Annotated in this window: 21 protein-coding genes and 1 rRNA gene; 8 read left to right on the top strand and 14 right to left on the bottom strand. The window is 63.7% G+C overall.

Annotation, left to right across the window (positions count from 1 at the left end; translation table 11 throughout):
- Positions 1 to 278, bottom strand: a 16S ribosomal RNA gene (locus tag AC2FME_RS11465); the annotation flags it as partial.
- A 701-nt stretch (positions 279 to 979) separates the two neighbouring features.
- Entirely contained in the window at positions 980 to 3,187 is a 2,208-nt protein-coding gene (gene katG, locus AC2FME_RS11460; protein ID WP_496800491.1) for a catalase/peroxidase HPI, read from the bottom strand.
- 304 nt (positions 3,188 to 3,491) lie between these two features.
- Between katG and AC2FME_RS11455 the strand changes: the two genes are divergently transcribed.
- Positions 3,492 to 5,111: a GMC family oxidoreductase gene (locus AC2FME_RS11455; protein ID WP_496800490.1), complete on the top strand. Its 1,620-nt coding sequence runs from the start codon at positions 3,492 to 3,494 to the stop codon at positions 5,109 to 5,111.
- Here AC2FME_RS11455 and AC2FME_RS11450 read toward each other — a convergent pair whose 3' ends face one another.
- On the bottom strand, positions 5,112 to 5,972 hold the full coding sequence (locus AC2FME_RS11450; RefSeq protein WP_496687684.1) for an SDR family oxidoreductase: 861 nt from the start codon (positions 5,970 to 5,972) through the stop codon (positions 5,112 to 5,114).
- Between the two features lie 87 nt (positions 5,973 to 6,059).
- On the opposite strand from AC2FME_RS11450, the gene AC2FME_RS11445 reads away from it, so the two are divergent.
- Entirely contained in the window at positions 6,060 to 6,695 is a 636-nt protein-coding gene (locus tag AC2FME_RS11445; RefSeq protein WP_496800489.1) for a class I SAM-dependent DNA methyltransferase, read from the top strand.
- 26 nt (positions 6,696 to 6,721) lie between these two features.
- Here AC2FME_RS11445 and AC2FME_RS11440 read toward each other — a convergent pair whose 3' ends face one another.
- Genes AC2FME_RS11440 through AC2FME_RS11430 form a run of 3 tightly spaced genes read right to left on the bottom strand, consistent with a single transcriptional unit; the run spans position 6,722 to position 10,724 of the window.
- Positions 6,722 to 7,501, bottom strand: coding sequence for a carnitinyl-CoA dehydratase (locus AC2FME_RS11440; RefSeq protein ID WP_496800488.1), 780 nt, complete (start codon positions 7,499 to 7,501; stop codon positions 6,722 to 6,724).
- Positions 7,498 to 9,567, bottom strand: a complete 2,070-nt coding sequence (locus tag AC2FME_RS11435; RefSeq protein ID WP_496800487.1) for an acetate--CoA ligase family protein — start codon at positions 9,565 to 9,567, stop codon at positions 7,498 to 7,500. Before AC2FME_RS11435 ends, AC2FME_RS11440 begins: the two co-directional genes overlap by 4 nt.
- On the bottom strand, positions 9,564 to 10,724 hold the full coding sequence (locus AC2FME_RS11430; protein WP_496795134.1) for an acyl-CoA dehydrogenase family protein: 1,161 nt from the start codon (positions 10,722 to 10,724) through the stop codon (positions 9,564 to 9,566). The genes AC2FME_RS11435 and AC2FME_RS11430 overlap by 4 nt, the downstream gene beginning before the upstream one ends.
- Positions 10,725 to 10,802: 78 nt before the next feature.
- Here AC2FME_RS11430 and AC2FME_RS11425 point away from each other — a divergent pair, with 78 nt between their 5' ends.
- A complete protein-coding gene (locus tag AC2FME_RS11425) occupies positions 10,803 to 11,747 on the top strand; it encodes a GlxA family transcriptional regulator (RefSeq protein WP_496800486.1) in 945 nt (314 codons plus the stop codon).
- A gap of 5 nt (positions 11,748 to 11,752) precedes the next feature.
- On the opposite strand, the gene queF is transcribed toward AC2FME_RS11425, so the two are convergent.
- The 6 genes from queF to AC2FME_RS11395 form a co-directional block, all read right to left on the bottom strand.
- Positions 11,753 to 12,220 (bottom strand): preQ(1) synthase, encoded by a 468-nt coding sequence (queF, locus tag AC2FME_RS11420; protein ID WP_068347314.1) that lies wholly within the window; start codon positions 12,218 to 12,220, stop codon positions 11,753 to 11,755.
- Positions 12,221 to 12,230: 10 nt separating this feature from the next.
- The gene (queE, locus tag AC2FME_RS11415) at positions 12,231 to 12,950 is read right to left on the bottom strand and encodes a 7-carboxy-7-deazaguanine synthase QueE (protein ID WP_496800485.1); all 720 of its coding nucleotides are present in this window, start codon (positions 12,948 to 12,950) and stop codon (positions 12,231 to 12,233) included.
- Entirely contained in the window at positions 12,947 to 13,303 is a 357-nt protein-coding gene (gene queD, locus AC2FME_RS11410; protein ID WP_496683158.1) for a 6-carboxytetrahydropterin synthase QueD, read from the bottom strand. Before queD ends, queE begins: the two co-directional genes overlap by 4 nt.
- Positions 13,303 to 13,995, bottom strand: coding sequence for a 7-cyano-7-deazaguanine synthase QueC (gene queC, locus AC2FME_RS11405; protein WP_496800484.1), 693 nt, complete (start codon positions 13,993 to 13,995; stop codon positions 13,303 to 13,305). The genes queD and queC overlap by 1 nt, the downstream gene beginning before the upstream one ends.
- A 172-nt stretch (positions 13,996 to 14,167) precedes the next feature.
- Positions 14,168 to 15,157 carry a sterol desaturase family protein gene (locus AC2FME_RS11400; protein ID WP_496800483.1) on the bottom strand — a complete coding sequence of 330 codons (990 nt, stop codon included), beginning with the start codon at positions 15,155 to 15,157 and terminating at the stop codon, positions 14,168 to 14,170.
- Between the two features lie 11 nt (positions 15,158 to 15,168).
- Positions 15,169 to 15,924 (bottom strand): class II aldolase and adducin N-terminal domain-containing protein, encoded by a 756-nt coding sequence (locus AC2FME_RS11395; protein ID WP_496800482.1) that lies wholly within the window; start codon positions 15,922 to 15,924, stop codon positions 15,169 to 15,171.
- 114 nt (positions 15,925 to 16,038) lie between these two features.
- Between AC2FME_RS11395 and AC2FME_RS11390 the strand changes: the two genes are divergently transcribed.
- Positions 16,039 to 16,923 carry a LysR family transcriptional regulator gene (locus AC2FME_RS11390; protein ID WP_496800481.1) on the top strand — a complete coding sequence of 295 codons (885 nt, stop codon included), beginning with the start codon at positions 16,039 to 16,041 and terminating at the stop codon, positions 16,921 to 16,923.
- Positions 16,924 to 16,926: 3 nt separating this feature from the next.
- Here the strand turns inward: AC2FME_RS11390 and AC2FME_RS11385 are convergent, their stop codons facing one another.
- On the bottom strand, positions 16,927 to 17,352 hold the full coding sequence (locus tag AC2FME_RS11385; protein ID WP_496712464.1) for a VOC family protein: 426 nt from the start codon (positions 17,350 to 17,352) through the stop codon (positions 16,927 to 16,929).
- 127 nt (positions 17,353 to 17,479) lie between these two features.
- On the opposite strand from AC2FME_RS11385, the gene ade reads away from it, so the two are divergent.
- The 4 genes from ade (at position 17,480) to AC2FME_RS11365 (ending at position 22,181) form a co-directional block, all read left to right on the top strand.
- The gene (ade, locus tag AC2FME_RS11380) at positions 17,480 to 19,282 is read left to right on the top strand and encodes an adenine deaminase (protein ID WP_496797714.1); all 1,803 of its coding nucleotides are present in this window, start codon (positions 17,480 to 17,482) and stop codon (positions 19,280 to 19,282) included.
- Complete coding sequence (locus AC2FME_RS11375; RefSeq protein ID WP_496800480.1) at positions 19,279 to 20,742, top strand: AMP nucleosidase; 1,464 nt, start codon at positions 19,279 to 19,281, stop codon at positions 20,740 to 20,742. Before ade ends, AC2FME_RS11375 begins: the two co-directional genes overlap by 4 nt.
- A gap of 130 nt (positions 20,743 to 20,872) precedes the next feature.
- Positions 20,873 to 21,160 (top strand): HU family DNA-binding protein, encoded by a 288-nt coding sequence (locus AC2FME_RS11370; RefSeq protein ID WP_005979685.1) that lies wholly within the window; start codon positions 20,873 to 20,875, stop codon positions 21,158 to 21,160.
- Positions 21,161 to 21,293: 133 nt separating this feature from the next.
- Positions 21,294 to 22,181 (top strand): DMT family transporter, encoded by an 888-nt coding sequence (locus AC2FME_RS11365; RefSeq protein WP_496712466.1) that lies wholly within the window; start codon positions 21,294 to 21,296, stop codon positions 22,179 to 22,181.
- On the opposite strand, the gene AC2FME_RS11360 is transcribed toward AC2FME_RS11365, so the two are convergent.
- Positions 22,157 to 22,678 (bottom strand): glutathione peroxidase, encoded by a 522-nt coding sequence (locus AC2FME_RS11360; protein ID WP_496683174.1) that lies wholly within the window; start codon positions 22,676 to 22,678, stop codon positions 22,157 to 22,159. The genes AC2FME_RS11365 and AC2FME_RS11360 overlap by 25 nt on opposite strands.
- Positions 22,679 to 22,739: the final 61 nt, after the last annotated feature.

The following is a 22,739-nucleotide window of genomic DNA, read 5'->3' as shown; positions in this document are numbered from 1 at the left end:
CTGATCATCCTCTAAAACCAGCTATAGATCGTAGGCTTGGTAGGCCATTACCCCACCAACTACCTAATCTAACGCGGGCCGATCCTTTGGCGATAAATCTTTCCCCCGAAGGGCTCATACGGTATTACTCTCCGTTTCCAGAGGCTATTCCGTACCAAAGGGCACGTTCCCACGCGTTACTAACCCGTCCGCCGCTCACCCCGAAGGGCGCGCTCGACTTGCATGTGTTAGGCCTGCCGCCAGCGTTCGTTCTGAGCCAGGATCAAACTCTCAAGTTGAAAGGCCGTTGCCGACCTATCCTTGACGTTCGAACCTCTGCACATCCATCAGACCCGGCAAGGATCTGATGAGTCATCTGTTTGTCTGTGCTTCAGGTCTCCGAAGAAACCGAAAGCCGTACAAACAGTGAAGCTGACACTGGTCATCGGGCCGAAACCCTACCAGCGCGATATACAGACATCCAATCCGTCGAAACGAACCAAACCGCCCGCATATCTCTTCAGTTATCCAGCAATGTCAAAGAGCCATACACCCCAGAGAAAAAATCAGACCAACACGCAAATCCCTCTGCGCATCCGCCCAACAAATCCTCAAGATGCCCCAGTCTCTCCTGAGCGTCACAACCGTCTTTCCAGTCCGTCAGGCCGCCTCTCCAGCCCGTCACCACCGCCTCACCAGCGCCGGTGAAGGGGTATTTACGGATTAGGTCCGGGACCTGCAAGACCCATTTTCAAAAAACTTCCATTTTTTTCTCAGATGACGATTTTTCTATTAAATTACATTTAATTAGCGACTTCATCATGCAGCTTTCATCCAACCGTACGCCCATTTCGCCCCGAGAAACTTTCGCAAATGATGCCGCAGCGCGGAATCGCAGTGGGAATCCGCTGTCGGGACATGGGTCGGAGCATTCGCAGCAATACAAAAGGCCGCCCCGATCAATATCGGGGCGGCCTCCATGGGTCAGCGAACCTGCGGCTCAGACCAGGTCGAACCGGTCCGCGTTCATCACCTTGGTCCAGGCGGCGACGAAGTCAGACACGAACTTGCCGTCCGCATCCGCCTGCCCGTAAACCTCGGAAATCGCCCTCAGTTGCGAATTCGAGCCGAACACCAGATCGACGCGCGTGCCAGTCCATTTCACGTCGCCCGTGGCCCGGTCGCGGCCTTCATACACGCCCGGCTGGTCCTCCGCAGGTTTCCACTCGATTCCCATATCCAGCAGGTTGGTGAAGAAATCGGTGCTCAGCGCTCCGACCCGGTCGGTGAACACGCCATGCGTCGATCCGCCGTGGTTTGCACCCAGAACCCGCAGCCCGGCGACCAGAACGGTCATCTCGGGCGCCGACAGGGTCAAAAGCTGGGCCTTGTCCACCAGCAGGTCCTCGGGCGAGACGCTGTATTCCTGGCGCTGATAGTTGCGGAACCCGTCGACCATGGGTTCGAGCACCGAGAAGGATTCGACATCCGTCTGCTCCTGCGATGCGTCCGTGCGGCCCGGGGCGAAGGGGACCTCGACCTTGTGCCCGGCGGCAGCGGCGGCCTGTTCGACGGCGGCGACCCCGCCCAGAACGATCAGATCGGCCAGCGACACTTTCTTGTTTCCGCTTTGCGCCGCGTTGAACGCTGCCTGGATGCCTTCGAGGACCGAGAGCACCTGGGACAGCTTTTCCGGCTCGTTCACGGCCCAGTCCTTCTGCGGGGCCAGCCGGATCCGCGCACCGTTGGCGCCTCCGCGCTTGTCAGAGCCGCGGAAAGTCGAGGCCGACGCCCAAGCGGTCGAGACCAGCTGCGGGATCGTCAAGCCGCTGTCCAGAATCCGGGTCTTGAGGTCGGCGATATCCGCCGCGTCGATCAGGTCATGATCCACCGGCGGCACGTTGTCCTGCCAGATCAGCTCCTCGTCCGGCGCTTCGGGGCCGATATACCGGACCTTGGGACCCATGTCGCGGTGGGTCAGCTTGAACCAGGCGCGCGCGAAGGCATCGGCGAATTCTTCGGGGTTCTCGTGGAACCGCTTCGAGATCGGGCCATAGATCGGATCCATCCGCATCGCCATGTCGGCGGTCGACATGAAGATCGGAACCCGCTTCGACGGGTCTTCCGGATCGGGAGCCATGTCCTCGGGCTGGATGTCCTTGGGTGTCCAGACCCAAGCCCCGGCCGGGCTTTTGACCAGTTCCCAATCATATTTGAACAACACGTCGAAATAGCCGTTGTCCCACCGGATCGGGTTCGCGGTCCAGGCACCTTCCAGCCCGCTGGTGATAGTGTCGCGCCCTTTGCCCTTGCCGAAGGTGGACAGCCAGCCGAACCCCATCGCCTCGATCGGGGCGGCTTCGGGCTCGGGGCCCACATGGCTGGGATCGCCCGCGCCGTGCATCTTGCCGAAGGTATGGCCGCCCGCGGTCAGCGCCACCGTTTCCTCGTCGTTCATCGCCATCCGCGCGAAAGTCTCGCGGATGTCACGGCCCGAGGCCACCGGGTCCGGCTTGCCGTCGGGGCCTTCGGGGTTCACGTAGATCAGGCCCATCTGCACGGCGGCCAGCGGGTTTTCCAGCTCGCGGTCGCCGGTATAACGGCTGCCTTCGGTATCGCTGGTGGCCAGCCATTCGGCCTCGGGGCCCCAATAGATGTCTTCCTCGGGCGCCCAGATATCCTCGCGGCCGCCGGCAAAGCCGAAGGTCTTGCCGCCCATCGATTCGATGGCGCAGTTGCCGGCCAGAATCATCAGGTCGGCCCAGGAAATCTGGTTGCCGTATTTCTGCTTGATCGGCCACAGCAAGCGGCGCGCCTTGTCCAGGTTGCCGTTGTCGGGCCAACTGTTGAGCGGCGCGAACCGCTGGGAACCGGTCGAGGACCCGCCCCGACCATCCGCGGTACGATAGGTTCCGGCGCTGTGCCAGGCCATGCGGATGAACAGTCCGCCGTAGTGGCCATAGTCCGCCGGCCACCAATCCTGCGAATCCGTCATCAGATCATACAGGTCCTGCTTGAGCGCCTGGTAATCCAGCTTCTTGAACGCGTCGGCATAGTTGAAATCGGCGCCCAGAGGATTGCTGACCGGCTGGTGCTGATGCAGGATCGCCAGGTTCAGCTGTTCGGGCCACCAGTCCCGATTCGATCGGGTTCCGGCGCCGTGCATGATGGGGCATTGGCCCGTGTTGGGGGTGTCGCTTCCGTCCATCTCAATCTCCGATCCTGGCTGGTGTCAGTCTGTTTGCGAGGCAACCGTGCGAATGGCACGTCAAAAAGGGGCGGACCGCAGTCCGCTGGAATACCCCGAGTCATAGCAAATCCCAGCCATGAGAAAAAATTTTGTTTTCGGATTGATTTGATAGATATTGATTATGGCTCTGCCGGGTTCCTTCAAACCGATCCCCATCCACATGACGCGGCGTTCCCCAACGCCCAGATTGCCTTTTGCGGCCGGTGCTTCAAACTGCGGGCTGTGACGCGCGACACCGCGCGGGCCACAGGGGAGGATCGCCATGCAATTCGACTACGTCATCGTCGGCGGAGGGTCCGCGGGATGTGTGCTGGCCAACCGTCTGAGCGCCAATCCGGGCACGCGGGTCTGCTTGCTCGAGGCGGGCGGGGGCGGAAACGGCATTCTGGTCCGAATGCCCGCCGGGGTGGTCGCAATGCTGCCGGGGCGACCCAGGATCAACAACTGGGCCTTCGAGACGGTGCCGCAACCGGGGCTGGACGGCCGCAAGGGCTATCAGCCGCGCGGCCGGGCCCTGGGCGGATCCAGCGCGATCAACGCGATGCTCTATGTGCGCGGGCAACGGCAGGATTATGACGGCTGGGCCGATCTGGGCTGCGAGGGCTGGGACTGGGGCAGCGTTCTGCCCTATTTCAAACGGTCCGAGAACAACGAACGCGGCGCGGATGACCTGCATGGCGCCGACGGCCCGCTTCAGGTGTCCGATCAGAAAGAAGAACGCCCGATCACGCGCGCCTTCGTCGAGGCCGCCGCCCAGTTGCAGCACAAGGTGACCGACGATTTCAATCGCGGCGACAACGAAGGCGCGGGGCTGTACCAGGTCACCCAGTTCCATGACCCCGCCAAAAACGGCGAGCGGTGCTCGGCCGCCGCGGCCTATCTGTTTCCAGTCATGGACCGGCCGAACCTGACGGTCATCACCGGGGCGCAGGCGCGCGAGATCACCTTTGACGGCCACCGCGCCACGGGCGTGATCTATCGCCAGGGCAGTAAGGGCGCCGACCTCACCGTCACCGCCACGCGCGAGGTTCTGGTTTGCTCGGGCGCGCTGAAATCGCCGCAACTGCTGCAGCTGTCGGGCATCGGCGACCCCGAGGACCTGACGCCGCATGGCATCGCCGTCCGCCACGCGTTGCCAGGCGTGGGCAAGAACCTGCAGGATCACCTGGATTTCATCCTGGCCTACAAGACAAAGGACACAGACAATTTCGGCATCGGCGCCGCCGGTACGGTGGGGCTGATCAAACACCTCATGCGGTGGCGCAAGACCGGGGTGTCGATGGCTGCCACCCCCTTTGCGGAAGGCGCCGCCTTTCTGAAGACCTCTCCCGATCTGGACCGCCCCGACATCCAGCTGCATTTCACCATCGCGCTGGTGGACGACCACGCGCGCAAGCTGCATCTGGGCTATGGGTTCAGCTGCCATATCTGCAAGCTGCGCCCCGAAAGCCGCGGCACCGTCTCGCTGCACAGCGCCGACCCCTTTGCCGCCCCGGCGATCGACCCGGCCTATCTGTCCGACCCGCGCGATCTGGACACAATGATCAAGGGCGCGCGGATGACGCGCGAAATTCTCGAGGCTCCGGCCCTCGCCAAATACCGCCACAAGGAAATGTTCGGTACCGACACCGCCCGGACCGACGCGGATTGGGAAGGCCACATCCGCGCGCGGGCCGATACGATTTACCACCCCGTAGGCACCTGCAAGATGGGGGTGGATGACATGGCGGTGGTCGATCCACAGCTGCGCGTGCGTGGGTTGCAGGGGCTGCGGGTGGTCGATGCTTCGGTCATGCCGACGCTGGTTTCAGGCAACACCAACGCGCCCACGATCATGATCGCGGAAAAGGCCGCCGACATGATCCTGGCGGATGTGGCCTGATCAGTCGCCGTTCAACGCCTGATCCGCGTGCAGCGCCTCAAGGCCCACGCGATAGTTGGGGTATTTCAGCTTCACGCCCAGATCGGTCTTGATCCGGTCGTTCCGAACGCGCTTGTTCTCGTTGTAGAAGCTGCGGGCCATCGGCGTCAGGTCGGCCGTATCGAAATCCACCGCAGGCGGCAGCGGCAGCCCCTGAAGCTGCGCGGCATAGCCGATCACGTCCTGCGGCGGCACCGGTTCGTCATCGCAGACATTGTAGATCGCGCCCGGATCGGGACGGAGCATCGACGCCTCGAGCACCTGTGCGATGTCCTCGACATGAATGCGCGAAAACACCTGCCCCGGCTTGATGATCCGCCGCAGCCCGCCTTTCTTCAGCTTGGAAAACGGCCCCCGCCCTGGCCCGTAGATGCCCGCAAGGCGAAAGATGTGCAGCGGCAGGCCGGGAATTGCGGCCCAGTCCTGCTCGGCCTGCAACCGCCAGCGCCCGCGCTCGGCCGTCGGGGTCGCCGGCGTGGACTCATCGACCCAGCCCCCCTGGTGGTCGCCATAGACGGCGGTGGTCGACAGGTACCCGACCCAGTCGAACCGCCCGGCGCGGGCGGCGAGCTCATCCCGCAGGGCGACCAGAACCGGATCTCCCTTGGCCGTGGGCGCGGTCGAAATCAACAGATGCGTGACCCCGTTCAGATCGGGGTCCTCGCCCGGCCAGACCAGCGGTTCGGCCCCGGTGGCGCGGATGGCGTCTTTCTCGGCGGCATCGCGGGTGGTTCCGACGATGCGCCAACCCTTGGGGGCCAGCCAGCGCGACAGCGCGCGGGCGGTATAGCCGTGCCCGAATGAAAAAAGCGTTCCAGTCATGGCCCCTTGTTGATCGCGCCGCGGGCGGGATGCAAGCGCCGGATGGACGCACTTGATTCGAATCTCCGCCTGCGCCTTCATGGTGTGATGAGTGATGACAAACCCAGCCTGCACGCGGCCTATGCGCTGAAAACTCCGGCAGACAACAAACGGCTCTATGCCGAATGGGCGGGAGATTACGATCGCGGATTCGCCGCGCGCGAGGATTACCAGCTGCACATCCATACCGCCCGCGCCTTTGTCGGCGCCGGGGGGCAGGGTCCGGTGCTGGATGTGGGCGCGGGCACCGGCCTGTGCGGCGCGGTTCTGGCCGATCTGGGCGTGGGGCCGATCGACGCCACCGACATCAGCGCCGAGATGCTGGACAAGGCCATGCGCAAGGACATCTACCGCGACGCGATCGAGGCTGACCTGAACGAGGGCATCCCGGTTCCACGTGACAGCTATTCGGGCATCGTGTCGTCGGGCACCTTCACCCACGGCCATCTGGGCCCCGAGGTTCTGCCCGCCCTGCTGCGGGTGGCCCGGCCCGGGGCGCAATTCGGCCTGTCGATCAACGCCAAACACTTCGAGGCGCTGGGATTCGCAACCGCCTTCGACAATCTGCAGGCCGAGGGCCGGATGGAACATCTGACCCTGACCCCGGTCCGCATCTACGGCGACCTCGCCTCAGGCCCCAACAAGGGCGACACCGCCTATATCGCGCTGTTCGAAAAGGCCTGAGCGACGTCAGGCCAGTTCGTGTGCCGCTACTTCCCTTTCCAGACCGGGTCGCGTTTCTCGGCAAAGGCGCGGGCGCCTTCCAGATTGTCCTCGGAGCCATAGAGAACATCGACCGTGCGCAGCTGCCGCTTGGTGATGCGGTTCATGATGTCCTGGAACTTGGAATCCTCGGCCTCGCGCACGATCTCCTTGATCGCGGCATAGACCAGCGGCGGACCGCTGGCCAGCAGGCGAGCCAGCTCCCATGCACGGTCCATCAGCTGGTCGGCCGGGACGATCTCATTCACCAAGCCCCAGCGATGCGCCTCTTCGGCGTCGAACCAGCGGCCGGTCAGCAGCAGTTCCATCGCGATGTGGTAAGGTATGCGCTTGGGCAGCTTGACGCTGGCCGCGTCCGCCACCGTGCCCGAGCGGATTTCCGGCAGCGCAAAGGTGGCGTGATCGGCCGCCAAAATCATGTCGGCACTCAAGGCCAGTTCCAAACCGCCGCCGCAGGCAATCCCGTTCACGGCGGCAATCACCGGCTTGTTCATGTCCCGCAGCTCTTGAAGGCCACCGAAACCGCCGACCCCGTAATCCCCATCCACGGCATCGCCCTCAGCCGCGGCCTTCAGGTCCCAGCCGGGGCAAAAGAATTTCTCTCCGCCCCCCGTCAGGATCGCCACGCGTAGGCCCGGGTCATCGCGGAAGTCGCGGAACACTTCGCCCATCACCCGGCTGGTCGCCAAATCGATGGCATTCGCCTTGGGCCGGTCCAGGGTGACTGCCAGAATGGCGCCGTCGCGTTTGGTCTTCACTGGGTTCATGAGCTTGCCTTTCGGATCAGGGCATCAACCGCCACCGCGCCCGTCGCGGTGCAGATGAGGGGGTTGATTTCAACTTCGCTGACAGTGGCGGCATTGGCAATCACATAGGACTGCACCGCGTCGATGGCGTCGAGAATCGCCTCGAGATCGGCTGCGGACTTGCCGCGATAGCCCGCCAAAAGCGGGGCATAGGCCAGCTTGCCCAGCGCCGCCCGGGTTGCGTTACGATCCGAGGGCACCAGCAGCGACACGGTATCGCGCAGGATCTCGGTCAGGACGCCCCCGGCGCCGAGGGTCAGCACGAACCCATGCGCCGGATCGCGCGTGACACCGATCAGCAGTTCCGCAACACCGCCGGCCGCCATTTCCTCGACCAGCACGTCGGCGGTGCCCACCCGGCGGGCGGCGTCCGCGATTTCGCTCGCCTCCACGCCCAGCAGAACCGCGCCATGTTCGGATTTGTGCGCCAGCCCGACGCCCTTGACCGCGAAGGGGCCGGTCAGGTGGTGTGTCGCCTCTTCAGCCTGATCGGCCGGAAAGACCACGCTGCGCGGCACCGTCAGGCCGTGTTTCGCAAGCGCCTGTTTCGCCTCGGCCTCGGTCAGGGTTGTGTCCGCCTCCCGCTTACCGGGCAACTGGACAGGCGCGGCCGGCGCGGGCAGCGGGCGGGCGGCGGCCTCGGCTGCGGCCAACGCCTCGTGCAGGCCGGCAAAGGGAACCACGCCACCGTCCAGCAGTTTTTGCGCCACGTCTTCGGGCATCAGCTCGGGCAGGGTGGCCACCACGGCAAAGGGCCTGCCAGTTTCGCTTGAGCAGTTCAGCGCCGCCTGTGTTGCGCAGGCCCAGTCGGTGGCATCCGTATGCGGATAGTCCACAATCGACAGTGTCAGAGCCACATCCGGGCCCGTCATTCCTTTCCACGCCCGCGTCATCGCCTGAGTGTCTCGCCAAATATAGGTGTGGTAGTCGAGCGGATTTGCCAGCGCCACCATCGGACCCAGCGCCGTGCGCAGTTCTCTTCGCTGATCCTGTGTCAGCGGTGGAAAATGCAGATCCCGCCCGACCGCCATGTCGGCTCCCAGACTGGCTTCGCCCCCCGAACAGCTGATCATGCTCAGGCCGTTCCCGCGGAGCCTGCCGGCGACGTGGAACAGCTTGAGCGTTTCCAGGAAGCTTGGCACATCGCCCAGACGCGCGATTCCCAGCCGGTCCAGAAACGCCTGCGCCCCGGCATCACCGCCTGCCAGCGATGCCGTGTGCGAGATTGTTGCGGCTTGGGCATGTTCCGACCGACCCACCTTGAGCGCCACGATCGGCACGCCGCGCGCGCGCGCACGGGCGGCCAGCGCCTCCCATTTGCGCAGGTCGCCAAAGCCCTCGACATGCACACCGATGGCGGTGATCCGGTCATCCTCCAGCAGGGCCATGGCGATTTCGGCCTGGTGGGACTGTGCCTGATTCCCACAGGTCAGCATGAAAGCCAGCGGCAGCGCCCGGCGCTGCATGGTCATGTTGATGGCGATGTTTGAGCTTTGCGTCAGAATGGCGACGCCCCGCTCCACCGGGCGCATCCCGTGCTGGTCGGGCCAGATCGCCACCCGGTCCAGTCCGTTGACGAAGCCATAGCAGTTGGGGCCGAGGATCGGCATGTCCCCCGCTGCAGCCACAAGCTGCGCCTGCAAGTCCGGCCCGTCCGCATCCTCAGCCAGCGCCTCGGTAAAGCCCGAGGCGAAACACACCGCCCCGCCCGCGCCAATGCGGGACAGAACCTCGACCGCCTCGATGGTCGCGCGGCGGTTGATGCCGACAAAGGCCGCGTCGGGCGCTTGGGGCAGGTCTTCGATCGTGGCAAAGACGCGCTCGCCCGCCACCTCGTCGGCCTTGGGATGCACCGGCCAGACCGGACCGGTGAACCCCAGTTTCCGCACCTGCCGGATGACCTCGGCACACCAAGCGCCCCCGCCGATCACCGCCAGCGAACGAAACCCCAGCACCCGCCTCAGCGCGGCGAGTTTTCCCGGCGTGAGCACATCCGCCGCGCCGTTAAGACCCGGCGCCACGTTCATGCCCCCAACGCGCGCAGCAGGTCGCGGCTGATGATGTGGCGCTGGATCTCGCTGGTACCGTCCCAGATCCTCTCCACCCGGGCATCGCGCCAGAACCGTTCCAGCGGATAGTCATCCATCAGGCCCATCCCGCCATGCACCTGGATCGCCGCATCGGTCACCCGCGCCAGCATTTCCGAGGCAAAAAGCTTGGCCGAGGCGATCTCGCGGTTGGCGGGCAGGCCCTTGTCCAGCCGGTCGGCAGCGGCCAGGGTCAGCAGGTCGGCGGCGTCGATCTCGGTGATCATGTCGGCGATCTGAAAGCTGACACCCTGGAACTTGCCGATCTTCTGGCCGAACTGTTCGCGCGTGGCGGCATAATCCAGCGCATAGTCGAAGGCCCGCCGCGCGCGACCCACGCACATGGCGGCCACGGTGATGCGGGTGGCGTAAAGCCAGGTGTTCATCACCTCGAACCCGCCATCGACCTCGCCCAGCACCTGCGCGTCGGGCAGGCGGCAGTCGTCGAACTCCAGCACCATGTTCTTGTAGCCGCGATGGCTGACCGACTTGTAGCCGTCGCGGATGGTGAACCCCGGCGTGCCGCGATCGACCAGAAAGGCGGTGATGCGCTTCTTGGGGCCTTTCGGCGTCTGATCCTCGCCCGTGGCGATGAAGACGATGATGAAATCGGCGTGTTCCGCGCCCGAGATGAAATGCTTGGTGCCGTTCACCACCCAATCACCACCGTCACGTACGGCGGAACACTTCATGCCCCGCACATCCGAACCCGCGCCCGGTTCGGTCATCGCCAGCGCATCCATCTTCTCGCCGCGCACGGCGGGCATCAGATAGCGTTCGACCTGATCGCCCTGACAGGCCATCAGGATGTTCTGCGGCCGCCCGAAGAAATGGTTCAACGCCATCGACCCGCGGCCCAGTTCCCGTTCGACCAGCGCGAATTCCAGGTGGTTCAACCCAGCGCAACCCACGCTTTCGGGAAAGTTGCAGGCGTAGAAGCCCAGCTCGATCGTCTTGCGCTTGATCTCGTCGGCGATCTCTTTCGGCACCTCTCCGGTGCGCTCGACCAGCTCTTCGTGGGGATAGATCTCTTTTTCCACAAAGCTGCGGACGGTCGAGACGATCATTTCCTGTTCTTCGGACAGACCGAATTGCATGGCGGTTCTCCAAGTGCAGATGTTGCGAACAGCCTGACCCGTCTTGCGCGCGTTTTCATGCAGTAATAGACATTTAATATGCAGAAATGGACTAAATCGACCTCTGCGATGCAGCATTTCGGCGTGTTGCTGTTCGACGGGTTTTCGAACCACTGTTTGGCCAACACAGTCGAGCCGCTGCGCGCGGCCAACACGCTGTCGGGGCGCACGCTCTACAAGTGGCAGTTTCTGTCGCTGAACGCGGGGCCGGTGACCTCATCCTCGGGGCTGCAGGTGTCGCCGCATGACAGGCTCGGCAACGTGTCCGGCGACCTGCTGGCGGTCATGCCATCCTATGGCTTTCGCGATCACGGCGGCTGGCGCACGCAGGCCAGCCTGCGCGCCGCCGCGCAACGGTTCCGCATCTTGGCAGGCATGGACACGGGCAGCTGGCTGCTGGCCGAGGCCGGCTTGCTGGACGGGCATCGCGCGACCATCCACTGGGAGGAATTGACGGGGTTCTCGGAACGCTTCCCCGAGGTAGAGACCTGCCGCGAACGATACGTCATCGACGGAGACCGCATCACCTGCTCGGGCGCGATGGCGGCGTTTGACCTGGTGATGCACCTGATCGGGCGGGATCATGGACAGGCATTGGCGCTGGAGGTCGCGCAGCTGTTCATGACCCGCGATTCAGCCCGTTCACATATGGGCGGGGCCGGGTCGGCCAGCGCCTTCGTCAACAAAGCGTTGGCGCTGATGCAGGAACATCTGGAAACGCCCCTGCCCATCCCCGAGGTCGCACGGCGCGTCGGCCGCTCGCAAAAGGCGCTGGAATCGCGGATGCGGGCCGATCTGGGGGCCAGCCCCGCGCAGGTCTATCGCCGCCTGCGCCTGAACCTGGCCCGCAAGCTGGTATCCGAGACCGATCTGCCCATCGGCGAGATCGCCCTGCGCGCGGGCTATGACGACCCCAGCGCGATGACCCGCGCCTTCCGCGCCGAGTTCGGCACCTCGCCGCGCGCGATCCGGGCGGCCTCGTAACGCGGTCAGCCGCGCCCGCGATAGGTGGGAACGCCCTGATCGGGGATCCACACGCCCGGCAGCTCCGGCCCGGTCTGATAGAACACGTCGATCGGGATACCGCCGCGCGGATACCAATAGGCGCCGACACGTAGCCATTTCGGCTCCAGCACCTCTTCCAGCCGCTTGCCGATCGTGACACTGCAATCTTCGTGGAACGCGCCATGGTTGCGGAACGAACCCAGGAACAGCTTGAGCGACTTGCTTTCCACCAGCCAGTCACCCGGCACATAGTCGATCACGATATGCGCGAAATCCGGCTGCGCCGTCAGCGGGCAGAGCGAGGTGAACTCCGGCGCGGTGAAGCGCACGGCATAATCGGTGCCGGCCTGCGGGTTCGGCACCCGCTCCAGCACCGCCTCTTCGGGCGAGTTCGGCAGGTCGGTCTTGCTGCCCAGTTGGGTCAGGTTTGCGTAGATGTCTTGGTTTGCCATTGTTAGAGCCTCATACACCGCGCTTGTTGCCCCAGATCAGGACATGCAGCTGCGGCAGGATGGTGGGGGTGAACCAGCGGTCGCCGAGGGTCTTGTCGATCAGCCATTCATAGCGGGACATGATCCCGTCCATGTCGATCTCGGCATCCTCGGCGTCGGGTGGCGGCGGGGTGTGGTTGCCCGGTTGCAGATAGAGCGGCAGCGCCGGAAACCGCTCGGCCGCGGCGCGGGCCCAGCGGTAATCCTCATCATCGAAGACCACGATCTTCATGACGGTGGGCGCGCCGTCGGCCCGGGTGATGCAGTCCTCGAACCGCGCCCAGTCGACGGTTTCGCCGGACGAGGGCGGTTTCGGGCTGAGGATCAGGGTGGACAATTCGCGGAACCAGTCCTGCGCCACCGAGCCCTGGGTTTCCATCACGAAGTCATAGCCCTTGGATTTGCCCAGCGCGATCATCGGGCCGAAATCCTGAATGGCCGGGTTGCCGCCCGACAGCGACACGGTCAGGGGTGTGCCACCGGACAGGGCTTCGACCTGCGCCCAGATCTGTTCGGGGGTCATCGGCGTCCAGTCATGGCGATAGGCGCTGTCCACCGCATGCAGACTGTCGCACCATCTGCAGCGGTAATCGCAGCCACCCGCCCGCACGAAGACGGTCGGCACCCCGATCACGGCGCCTTCGCCCTGGATCGTGGGGCCGAAGATCTCGGCGATGCGCAGCGGTTTCACGGCCGATACTCCGCCCAGGTCTTGGGCGTCTCGCTGACCCGCACCGCGCTGGTCTGCGCCCAGCGCGCCTTGCAGAAGTCAAAGATCTCTTTCGCCAGTCGCTCCGATGTGACCATGTCATGCCCGAACACGTCGTTCAGGTGCCGGTGATCCAGTTCCTCGTCGATATAGGTCTTGAGCGGCTTCAGATCGCGGTAGTCCACCACGAAACCATTTGCATCCAGCTCTTCGGCGGCCAGTTCCACCTCGACGATGTAATTGTGCCCGTGCAGACGCGCGCAGGGGTGGTCGTCGGGCAGGTGGCACAGCTGATGCGAGGCCGAGAAGTGGAATTCCTTGGTGATACGGAACATCAGTGCCCCTCCACCGCGGCTTTCCAGAACTCGGGGTCGGCATAGACGGTCGGGTCTTCGACACCGGCGATGTGGAACGCCTCGCGCCGTTCGACACAGGTTCCACAACGGCCGCAATGGGTCTCGCCGCCCTTGTAGCAGGACCAGGTGTCGGCAAACGGCGTGCCGTGCTTTGCGCCCTCGGTCACGATGGCCGATTTCGGGATGTGGACGAAGGGCGTATAGAGTCTGACATTGGCATATCCGTCCAACGCCTTGGTCTGCATGACCTCGAAGGCTTCGGTGAATTCCGGCCGGCAGTCGGGGTAGATGAAGTGATCCCCGCCATGCACCGCCGTCGCCACGGCATCCGCCTGCTTGGCGGCGGCCACGCCAAAGGCGATGGCCAGCATGATGGCGTTGCGGTTCGGGACCACGGTGACCTTCATGTTCTCTTCGGCATAGTGCCCGTCGGGCACGTCGACGTCATCGGTCAGGGCCGAGCCCGACAGATGCTTGCCGATATGGCTCATGTCGATCAGGTCATGCGGCACGCCCAGCCGCTCCGCGCAGCGGGCGGCAAACTCGACTTCCTTGCGGTGACGCTGACCGTAGTCGAAAGAGATCAGGCCGATCAGGTCGTTTTCGGCGGCAACCTTGTGCGCCAGAGAAACCGAATCCAGTCCGCCCGAGCAGATGACGATTGTCTTCACTTTTCAGATCCTTGTTTTGTAAGCCGGGTAGGCTGCGACCGGCGCCCGGTTCATCCGGACCAGCGGCGTCTATCAGACCCCGCGCGGAAAGGTAAAGACCCTTCAAAACGGAAAGCCGCCCATCGGCGGCTTGTCCAGACGGTGTCACACCTTGAGTTTCGGCTGGTGCCCTTCAGCCGAACCGCCTTTTCTTGTAGGCGCGGGTGCGTTCCGTCGCCTCGGCCGAGCCGTCGTGATAGGTGCCGAACCACCGGTCGAAGGGAATCTCGGAAGTGCCATAGTTGCACTCGAAATACCGGTGGTGCAACTGGTGAAAAAAATCCCCCGCGCGCGCCGCTTCGGTTTTCCCCGCTTTCAGCTTCTCGAACCCCGAATGGGACAGGATCGGGCTGACCTGCTGGAAATAGACGTGAAACAGCAGATGCAGCGGGTGGGACGGCACGATCAGGTGGATGAAATAGGTCGTGAAATACAGCAGGTTCTCGTACCAGTGGTTCGAGATGCCCGACCACGGACCAACATTGACGTTCCGGTGATGCACGGCGTGCACATGCTTGAACAGTTTCGGATGATGCTCCAGCCGGTGCACCCAATAGAAGTGCAGCCCCGACCACATCGGGATGAACAGCATCCAGACCACGAACCAGACAGGTGCGCTGGCCCATGTGATGGTCGGCACCCAACCGTTGGCCATCACCCAGTAGATGCCCCATTGATAGACGGTCGCCACCGTCATCGCGCTGCCCAGGGTCCACCAGATGTTGTCCCAGACCTGGTTGTTGAAGGTGAAGATGCCGTTGTTGCGCGTCAGGTCGCGGCGGTCGAACTTCTTGTACATGCCCTGGCCCTTGCGGATGTAGAGCCACCAGTGCAGCCCACCCGCAACAAGGATCTGAGGCACCATGTTCAGCAGCCAGATGCGGAACATCCAACCAGGTGCGAAGCTCTGCATCGCCTCGAGCGGCGGCAGGAAAAGCACATAAGCTGTCAGCGCCAACACCATGCACAGGGTCAGCGCGGTGATCTGCAACCACGCACCGCTGTACCATTTCACTACCGCCATCGGTCTGGGCGGCCAGCTGAACAAAGGGTTCAACGCCACTGGATCAGATGGCCGATAGTGCCAGCGGGCAGCTTCGGGATCATGCGAGGCATCGGTCATGGCAAAACCCTCTAGGCGGCGTAATCCGAGCCTTCGGCATCCAGAACGGCCTTGATCTCGCGCAGATGGGCCTCGGCCTGCCCCGGATAGTTATCCAGCTCCTCCGCGGTCTTTTCGGCGATCTCGTCCGAAAGCAGCCGCAACGGCTGGCCCGTCTGAAGGGCGCGAACATAGGTCTCGGCGGCGCGCTCGAAATAATAGAGTCTATTGAAGGCATCTGCCGCATCGCTGCCGATCACCAACACACCGTGGTTGCCCATGATCATGACCTTCTTTTTCGGGTCGGACAGCATCGTGGCACAGCGCTCGCCCTCGCTTTCAAAGGCCAAACCGCCGAATTCCTCGTCGATGACATAGCGGTTGTAAAAGGTTGCTGTGTTCTGGTCGATCGGCGGCAGGGTGCTGTCGGCCAAGGAGGCCAGGACGGTGGCAAAGATCGAATGCACATGCATCACGCAACGCGCATGCGGGCAACTGCGGTGAATCGAGCCATGCAGACCCCATGCGGTGGGGTCCGGTGCGCCGGGCTTGCTCATCGTGTCGGGATCGTTGGCATCCAGCAGCAGAAGGTCCGAGGCACGGATGCGCGCGAAATGCATCTGGTTCGGGTTCATCAGGAACTGCGTGCCACCCTCGTTCACGGCAAGGCTGAAATGGTTGGCGACCGCTTCGTGCATGTTCAACCTTTCGGTCCAACGGAAGGCCGCCGCCATGTCCACGCGCTCCTGCCAATGGTCGATATTCGGCTTCAGATTGGTGACGCTCATCCGGAGGCTCCGTTCGGCTTGGGCAGAGGGCTGATACAAACCGTGCCGGGCCGGGGCGCAATTGACCAACGAAAAAATTGGCGTTTTGGCATTAGCTGAGCTTATGATTGGATTATGAAACCCCGGAACCCTCTTCCCCCGCTTGGCTGGCTGCGGACCTTTGAGGCCGCGGCCCGCCACCTGTCCTTCACCGGCGCGGCGAGCGATCTGAACATGACGCAAAGCGCCGTCAGCCAGCAGATCAAGTCACTCGAGGGTTATCTGGGCCAGCCCCTGTTTCACCGTCGCCCCCGCGCATTGGAACTGACCGAGGCCGGGATCACCTATCTGCCCGTGGTGCGCGAAGCCTTCCGGACGCTGGTACGCGGCACCCAGGCCGTGACCGGGCAACAGGAAAATACCGTTCAGGTGCAGTGCAACATCACCTTTTCGGTGAACTGGCTGGCCCCCCGCCTGCCCGCGTTCCGCGCGCTGCACCCCGATGTTCACCTGAACATCTTCACCGAATTGTGGGAGCCGCGCGAGATGGCCGAAGGCGCGGCGGTGGAAATCCGCTATTCCCTGCGCCCGGCCGACACGGTCCGAACCGAGCTTTTGCGCAGCGATCACTATTACCCGGTCTGCGCCCCCGGTTTCCCGGTCACGCTGGAGACCCTTCAGCGGCAACCGCTCTACGATTGCTCAAACCTGCTGTCGAACTGGGCCAGCTGGGCCGAAGATCAGGGTCTAAACTGGGGTAATCCACCGATCACCTATGCCACGACCTATATGGTCGGCCTGTCCGTTGCGATGGCCAGCGGCGGGCTGTGCCTGGCCCATGATACCATCGCAAAGCGCCTGCTGGACGAAGGCCGCCTGATCGCGCCGTTCGAGCATCGCGCGCCGATGCCCGAAGCCTACTACCTGCTGCTGTCGCCCCAGGCCGAGGAGACGCCGGGTGCCGTGGCCTTTGCCGAATGGATCCAGGCGGAAATCGCCGCCGAGCAACACCTCGCCTGACCTTCATCCGTCCTTGGGGCGGCTGGCAACCCAGGCATAGCCGTTCTCGCACAGGATATAGGTCTCGCGCAGGCCGTGGGGCTTGTCGCTCGGCTCCTGCAGCACGACCGCGCCAGCGGACCGGGCGCGCTCCGCCGCGTCGTCCGGGTCGGTATCGTACAGGTGGATCTCGATCCCGCCACCGCGCGGGGGCGTTTCGGGAACCAACCCAAGCAGCGGGTTGGAATGATAGGTGCCGTCCGAATGCAGCTGAAACACCTGATCGCCATAGGTGACGATGGCGAAATCCGCCGTCACCTGATGGGATTTCAGGCCAAAAACAGTCTCTAAAAAAGCACATTCCGCTGGCACGTCGCGCACCAGCAGGTTCAGCCCGATCCCGCGCAGGCTGCGGCCGAAACTGTCGGCATCCATGGTTTCGTAATCCATGCCCCTACCAGACCCCGCATCGCGGCGCGGATCAAGCATTTGCTGCCCCGCGCCCGGTCGGATGACGGTTTCATGAAGGTGGCACGGCAGGGGTTGCACCTTCCGATGCATTCGGGAAAGTTGTGCCATGGAATACGCACCCTTCCCCTCTTGGCCCGACGTCGCCCCCCGCCTGATCGCCGTTGCCGCCGGCCGCGAAGCCGCCGACATGGTCATTCGCGGCGGGATCTGGATCAACGTACACAGCCGCGAGGCGCTGCCCGATCATGCCATCGCCATCGCCGCCGGACGCGTGGCCTATGTCGGCCCCGACGCCAGCCACTGCATCGGCCCCGACACGCAGATCATCGAGGCCAAGGGCCGCTACATGATCCCCGGCCTGTGCGACGCGCATATGCACATCGAATCCGGCATGCTGACCCCGGCCGAGTTCGCCCGCGCTGTTATCCCGCATGGCACGACGTCGATGTTCACCGACCCGCATGAGATCGCCAACGTGCTGGGGCTGGACGGCGTGCGGATGATGCATGACGAAGCGCTGATGCAGCCGGTCAACATCTTTACCCAGATGCCGTCCTGCGCGCCCTCGGCGCCGGGTCTGGAAACCACCGGTTATGAGATCACCGCCGAAGACGTGGCCGAGGCCATGACCTGGCCCGGCATCATCGGGCTGGGCGAGATGATGAACTTTCCTGGCGTGATCCATGCAGACCCCAAAATGCTGGCCGAAATCGCCGCCACCCAGCGCGCGGGCAAGACCGTGGGCGGACACTATGCATCCCCTGATTTAGGGCCTGATTTTGCCGCTTATGTCGCCGGCGGCCCGGCCGATGACCACGAAGGCACCTGCGAGGCCGACGCCATTGCCCGGGTGCGGCAGGGGATGCGGTCGATGATGCGATTGGGCTCGGCCTGGTATGACGTAGAAAGCCAGATCACCGCCGTAACCGAAAAAGGGCTGGACCCGCGCAACTTCATCCTGTGCACCGATGACTGCCATTCGGGCACGCTGGTGAACGAGGGCCACATGAACCGCGTCGTCCGTCATGCCATCGCCTGTGGCTGCGACCCGCTGATCGCGTTACAGATGGCCACGATCAACACCGCCACCCATTTCGGGCTGGAGCGCGAGATCGGCTCGATCACGCCGGGCCGCCGGGCGGACGTGATCCTCAGTTCGGACCTGACCGACTTGCCGATCGAGATGGTCATCGCGCGCGGACAGGTGGTGGCCGAAAATGGCGCGATCAAGGTGGATTGCCCGCATTACGACTGGCCCGACCGGGCGCGCAACACAGTACATCTGGGCCATGCCCTGACCGCCGCCGATTTCGAGATCCCCGCGCCCGAGGGCGCCAACCGCGTCCGCGCCAACGTGATCGGCGTGGTGGAAAACCAGGCCCCCACTCAGGCGCTGAAGGCCGAGCTGCCCATCATCGGCGGGCTGGTCGAGGGCGAAGGCGATGTCTGCCAGATCGCGCTGGTCGAGCGGCACCGGGCCACGGGCGGCGTCACCAACGCCTTCGTCTCGGGCTTTGGCTATCAGGGCCGGATGGCCATGGCCTCGACCGTGGCGCATGACAGCCACCACATGATCGTGGTCGGCACCGACCGCGAGCAGATGGCGCTGGCCGCCAATCGTCTGGCCGAAGTGGGCGGCGGCATCACCATCTTCCGCGACGGTGAAGAGCTGGCGCTGGTCGAACTGCCCATCGCCGGCCTGATGTCCGACAGCCCGGCCTCCGACGTCGCGGCCAAGGCGCAAAAGATGGTCGAGGCGATGCAGACCTGCGGCTGTCAACTGAACAATGCCTATATGCAGCACTCGCTGCTGGCCCTTGTCGTGATCCCCGAACTGCGGATATCCGATCTGGGACTGGTGGATGTCCGTACATTCGAAAAAATTGACCTTCTGGAACCCCTCGCATGACAAAAATAACAACGCCCGAACCACGGGACCCCGAGATTTTCACCGATGCCGCCGCAGCCGTTGCCAGGCTGGAAGAGCTGTATAACGAGGCCACCGCCTTTCTGTGCGAAAGCTTTGCCGAGGCGATGGAAAGCGGCGCGCCCAAGGTCCGGTACAGAGCCTATTATCCGGAAATCCGTATCCGTACGGCGTCCTACGCGCATGTGGACAGCCGCCTGAGCTTTGGTCACGTGTCCGAGCCGGGGGTCCATGCCACGACGGTAACCCGGCCGGATCTGTTCCGGTCCTACCTCACGCAGCAGATCGCGCTGCTGATCAAGAACCACAACCAGCCGGTGACCATCGGCCCATCGACCACGCCGATGCCGGTGCATTTCGCCGTGGCCGGCAACCCCGATCTGGTGGTTCCGCATCAGGGTGCGGCGGGGTTCACCCTGCGCGACGTGTTCGACGTGCCCGATCTGACCACCACCAATGACGACATCGTCAACGGTGTGCACGAACCGCTGGATGGCGTCGGCCCGCTGGCCTTGTTCACAGCGCAACGCATCGATTACTCGCTGGCCCGGCTGGCCCACTACACAGCCACCGATCCGGACCATTTCCAGAACCACGTTCTGTTCACCAACTACCAGTTCTACGTCTCGGAATTCGAGAACTATGCCCGCGCGCAACTGGCCGACCCGGACAGCGGCTATACCAGTTTCGTTTCGACCGGGAATGTCGAGATCACCGACCCCGACGCGCCGCTGGACCAGCCGCTGAAGCTGCCGCAGATGCCGACCTATCACCTGAAACGCACCGACGGGTCGGGGATCACGCTGGTCAATATCGGCGTCGGCCCATCCAACGCCAAAACCGCCACCGACCACATCGCGGTGCTGCGCCCACATGCCTGGCTGATGGTTGGCCACTGCGCAGGGCTGCGCAACACGCAGGCCCTGGGCGACTTTGTGCTGGCCCATGCCTATCTGCGCGAAGACAAGGTGCTGGACGACGACCTGCCCGTCTGGGTGCCGATCCCGCCGCTGGCCGAAGTTCAGGTCGCGCTGGAACGCGCCGTGGCCGAAGTGACCGAGCTGGAAGGCTATGAGCTGAAGCGGATCATGCGCACCGGCACGGTGGCCTCGGTCGACAACCGCAACTGGGAACTGCGCGACCAATCCGGCCCGGTGCAACGGCTGAGCCAGTCGCGCGCCATCGCGCTGGACATGGAAAGCGCAACGATCGCCGCCAACGGCTATCGGTTCCGCGTGCCCTACGGTACCTTGCTGTGCGTGTCCGACAAGCCCCTGCATGGCGAATTGAAGTTGCCCGGCATGGCGTCCGAGTTCTATACAACTCAGGTCGGCCGCCATCTGGCGATTGGAATCCGGGCGATGGAACACCTGCGGGGCATGCCGCTGGAACGTCTGCACAGCCGGAAATTGCGCTCGTTCGACGAAACGGCCTTCCTCTGACGCAAAAAAGCAACGAAATCCCCATATTTTTTGGGGGTTCGGCGCTACTATTCGTTGTGTTCGCCCACAATATCCCGTTACAGTTACGCGGTGAGGCCCAATAGATCGGGCACGTTAAGGAGACCAAGAAATGGCAAAGCCTATGACGAAGACTCAGCTGGTTGCTGCTCTCGCTGAGGAAATGGGAACCGACAAGAAATCCGCGAACGCGGCGCTGGAAGCGATCACCAACCTGATCACCCGCGAAGTTTCGGCCGGTGGCGCCGTGACCCTGCCGGGCGTCGGCAAGATCTACTGCCGCGAGCGCCCCGAGCGTCAGGTGCGCAACCCGGCCACCGGTGAGACCTTTACCAAAGAGGCCGACAAGGTCGTGAAAATGACCATCGCCAAGGCCCTGAAGGACAGCGTCAACAGCTGATCCCACCCCAAGGTGGTACGAAACAGGGGCCGCGGTTTCGCGGCCCTTTTTCTATGCCGCACGGTGCCATCCGCCGGTTGCAGACCCAGAGAAAATCAGGAACAGTCGCCACGGAATTCAAACGAGGCTTGTCATGGATCTGCGCGCCATCGCCATGGGGCTGGCCTTTGCCTTCATCTGGTCGTCGGCCTTCACCTCGGCGCGGATCATCGTCGCGGATGCCTCGCCGCTGTTTTCGCTGGCCGTACGCTTTTTGATTTCCGGCATCCTGGGTGTCGCCATCGCCGCGGCCATGGGCCAGAGCTGGCGCCTGACGCGGTCGCAATGGTACGCGACCATCCTGTTCGGAATCTGCCAGAATGCCCTGTATTTGGGTCTGAATTTCTATGCGATGCAAACGGTCGAGGCCTCGGTCGCGGCGATCATCGCATCGACCATGCCTCTGCTGGTGGCGCTGGCCGGTTGGCTGCTGTTCGGGGAACGGTTGCGCCCGCTGGGTGTCCTGGGGCTGCTGGCCGGGTTCGCCGGTGTGGCCCTGATCATGAGCAGCCGGATCAGCGCCGGGATCGACCTGTTCGGCGTTGCCCTCTGCGGGCTGGGCGCGCTGGCTCTGACTTTCGCAACGCTGGCCGTGCGCGGGGCGACCTCGGGCGGGAACTTCATGATGGTCGTCGGCCTGCAGATGTTCGTCGGCTCGGCGGTTCTGTTCATCGCCGCCCCGCTGTTCGAGACGATTTATGTCCGCCCGACCTGGCCGCTGGCGCTGGCCTTCACCTACACGACCCTGTTCCCCGGCCTGCTGGCCACGCTGATCTGGTTCCTGCTGCTCAACCGGATCGGGCCGATCCGCGCGGCGACCTTCCATTTCCTCAACCCGGTGTTCGGGGTCACGATCGCCGCGATTCTTCTGGGTGAACGGTTGGGCGCAATGGATGCCGTCGGTGTTGCGGTCACCACGCTGGGCATTCTGGCCGTGCAGTTGTCACGCCAGCCGGTTCAGCGCAGCAGGGCCTCGACCTGACGGCGCAGCTTGCGGGAGTCCGGCCGCGTCGTCGACCCAAAGGTCGCCACGACCTCGCCTTCGGGGCTCAGCAAGATCTTGTTGAAATTCCAGTTGGGCACAAACCCGGTCTCGGCGGCAACCGCCTTGTAGAACGGGTGGGCCTGCGGGCCGGTCACGGGGGTGATGTCGGTCATGGGCAGGGTCAGGTCATAGTTCAACTCGCAGAACTCCTTGACCTCGCTGGCGGTTTCCAATTCCTGGTTGAAGGAATCCGACGGGACCGCCAGAACCACCAAACCCTCGGATCCATAGGTGTCCTGCAGCTTTTGCAGCCCAGCATATTGCCCGGTGAACCCGCATTGCGAGGCCGTGTTGACCACCAGAACCGGCTGGCCGCGCCAATCCGACAGCGACAGCGTGCCGCCATCAATTGAAGCGAACTCTCCGGACACAGGCGCGGCCTGCACCATCCGGCCGATCAGCAACAGGGCAGACAACAACAGCATTCTGAACATGGCTTGACCTCCTCTTTGTCATTGATACGCACGAAGAACGGCGGCAGATCACCCGCACGAT

It is taken from the genome of Ruegeria sp. BHSC026, assembly GCF_059613065.1.
Note: the sequence above shows the minus strand (reverse complement) of the source record. Positions and strands in the feature narration are given on the sequence as shown.

What these genes read in the sequence shown, in the direction of transcription:
- AC2FME_RS11375 (WP_496800480.1), top strand. Translation starts at nt 19,279, where the DNA reads ATGACAAAAATAACAACGCCCGAACCACGGGACCCCGAGATTTTCACC.
- AC2FME_RS11390 (WP_496800481.1), top strand. Translation starts at nt 16,039, where the DNA reads ATGAAACCCCGGAACCCTCTTCCCCCGCTTGGCTGGCTGCGGACCTTT.
- AC2FME_RS11385 (WP_496712464.1), bottom strand. Translation starts at nt 17,352, where the DNA reads ATGGATTACGAAACCATGGATGCCGACAGTTTCGGCCGCAGCCTGCGC.
- AC2FME_RS11425 (WP_496800486.1), top strand. Translation starts at nt 10,803, where the DNA reads ATGCAGAAATGGACTAAATCGACCTCTGCGATGCAGCATTTCGGCGTG.
- AC2FME_RS11370 (WP_005979685.1), top strand. Translation starts at nt 20,873, where the DNA reads ATGGCAAAGCCTATGACGAAGACTCAGCTGGTTGCTGCTCTCGCTGAG.
- AC2FME_RS11450 (WP_496687684.1), bottom strand. Translation starts at nt 5,972, where the DNA reads ATGACTGGAACGCTTTTTTCATTCGGGCACGGCTATACCGCCCGCGCG.
- ade (WP_496797714.1), top strand. Translation starts at nt 17,480, where the DNA reads ATGGAATACGCACCCTTCCCCTCTTGGCCCGACGTCGCCCCCCGCCTG.
- katG (WP_496800491.1), bottom strand. Translation starts at nt 3,187, where the DNA reads ATGGACGGAAGCGACACCCCCAACACGGGCCAATGCCCCATCATGCAC.
- AC2FME_RS11435 (WP_496800487.1), bottom strand. Translation starts at nt 9,567, where the DNA reads ATGAACGTGGCGCCGGGTCTTAACGGCGCGGCGGATGTGCTCACGCCG.
- AC2FME_RS11365 (WP_496712466.1), top strand. Translation starts at nt 21,294, where the DNA reads ATGGATCTGCGCGCCATCGCCATGGGGCTGGCCTTTGCCTTCATCTGG.
- AC2FME_RS11455 (WP_496800490.1), top strand. Translation starts at nt 3,492, where the DNA reads ATGCAATTCGACTACGTCATCGTCGGCGGAGGGTCCGCGGGATGTGTG.
- queF (WP_068347314.1), bottom strand. Translation starts at nt 12,220, where the DNA reads ATGGCAAACCAAGACATCTACGCAAACCTGACCCAACTGGGCAGCAAG.
- AC2FME_RS11395 (WP_496800482.1), bottom strand. Translation starts at nt 15,924, where the DNA reads ATGAGCGTCACCAATCTGAAGCCGAATATCGACCATTGGCAGGAGCGC.
- AC2FME_RS11445 (WP_496800489.1), top strand. Translation starts at nt 6,060, where the DNA reads ATGAGTGATGACAAACCCAGCCTGCACGCGGCCTATGCGCTGAAAACT.
- AC2FME_RS11440 (WP_496800488.1), bottom strand. Translation starts at nt 7,501, where the DNA reads ATGAACCCAGTGAAGACCAAACGCGACGGCGCCATTCTGGCAGTCACC.
- AC2FME_RS11430 (WP_496795134.1), bottom strand. Translation starts at nt 10,724, where the DNA reads ATGCAATTCGGTCTGTCCGAAGAACAGGAAATGATCGTCTCGACCGTC.
- AC2FME_RS11360 (WP_496683174.1), bottom strand. Translation starts at nt 22,678, where the DNA reads ATGTTCAGAATGCTGTTGTTGTCTGCCCTGTTGCTGATCGGCCGGATG.
- AC2FME_RS11400 (WP_496800483.1), bottom strand. Translation starts at nt 15,157, where the DNA reads ATGACCGATGCCTCGCATGATCCCGAAGCTGCCCGCTGGCACTATCGG.
- queD (WP_496683158.1), bottom strand. Translation starts at nt 13,303, where the DNA reads ATGTTCCGTATCACCAAGGAATTCCACTTCTCGGCCTCGCATCAGCTG.